Source organism: Microbacterium flavum (assembly GCF_018717645.1).
Lineage (GTDB): Bacteria > Actinomycetota > Actinomycetes > Actinomycetales > Microbacteriaceae > Microbacterium > Microbacterium flavum.
The window spans coordinates 1-1,350 of record NZ_JAFLHG010000024.1; the positions used below are offsets into that span (position 1 = coordinate 1).

Here is a 1,350-nt window from a genome sequence, read left to right on the forward strand (position 1 = left end):
TGAAGCGCCCTGGGTCTGATGGAGACTCGCGCTATTTGATTCCCACCAGCTGATCGGTGGTGGTTTGGCCAGCATAGAACGTCTCCTCGAACTCGGCCGGCGGGACGTCGCCGAGGTAGCCGTGGAGGCGTTCGGTGTTGTGCCAGTGCACCCAGCCGAGCGTCGCGAGCTCAAGGTCCTCGACGGTGCGCCAGGGTCCGGGGCGGGCGGGTCCGCGGACGAGTTCGGTCTTGTAGTAGCCGTTGACGGTCTCTGCCAGGGCGTTGTCGAACGAGTCGCCAACCGTTCCGATCGATGGCGTCGCCCCGATCTCGGCGAGCCGTTCGCCGTAGCGAATCGACGTGAATTGAGAGCCCGCGTCGCTGTGACAGCGCAGATCGTCGTGGTGGGTGCCCCGACCCCATCTGGCCATCTCGATCGCGTCGAGGACCATCTCGGTGCGCATATGTGACGCGCATCGCCAGCCGACGACCATCCGGCTGAACGCGTCGATGATGAAGCAGACATACGCAACGCCCGCCCAGGTCGGGACGAACGTCAGGTCGGTCACCCAGAGCCGGTTCGGTGCGGTCGCGGTGAACTCCCGATTCACGAGATCCGGGTGCCGCGGAGCGGCAGGGTCCGGTCGTGTCGTCTTGACGCGCTTGGACCGGGTCGCGCCCTCGATGCCAGCCGCGCGCATCAGCCGGCCCGTCTGATCTCGTCCGATGTCGATCCCGGCACGGCGAGCGGTTTTCCAGAGCTTGCGGACCCCGTAGACGCAGTAATTCGCGTTCCAGAGCGTCACCAGCTCCGAGATGAGGACCGCGTCGCTCACTGCCCGGGCCGACGGGGCACGGTCCTTCGCTGCGTAGTACGTACTCGGAGCCACCTGCAACAGGCTGCAGATGGGCTCGACTCCGAGCGGGCGACCCTCGACGACGTCGTTCTTGTTCACGTCGATGAACGCGACTACTTCCGGTGTTGGCGGTCGAGCTCCGCCCCGAAGAAACTGGCAGCCCTCTTCAGGATCTCGTTGGCCCGACGCAACTCCCGAACCTCCTGCTCGAGTTCCCGCACCCGCTGCGCTTCTGCGGTGCTCACCCCGGCGACGTGGCCGTCATCGATATCGGCTTGCTTGACCCACATCCGCACGGACTCGACCCCATAGCCGAGCTGCGTCGCGACCCGATGCACCGTCCCGTGCTCAGTGCCCAGCTCCGCCCGCAGAGTCCTCACCATCCGGACCGCGGCGGCCTTCTCCTCCGGCGAATACCGACGCGTCGTCGGCTTCCCCACTGTCTGCTCTTTCGGCATAACCCCATCCTCGTTTCCAAGGTCAGGAGTCTCCAACAAACTCAGGGCGCTTCA

Annotated in this window: 1 protein-coding gene and 1 other annotated feature; the gene reads right to left on the minus strand. The window is 65.6% G+C overall.

The features are described 5' to 3' along the window. Positions 1-31 precede the first annotated feature (31 nt). Positions 32-1,296 (minus strand): IS3 family transposase gene (locus J0P97_RS15420; RefSeq protein ID WP_246540670.1). Its coding sequence is split into 2 segments (ribosomal slippage): positions 32-993 and positions 993-1,296, totalling 1,266 coding nucleotides; the frame shifts between segments, so codons are not numbered across the junction. Continuing rightward, positions 863-997 (minus strand) — a sequence feature (AL1L pseudoknot). Its footprint overlaps the gene before it by 135 nt. Positions 1,297-1,350 lie beyond the last annotated feature (54 nt).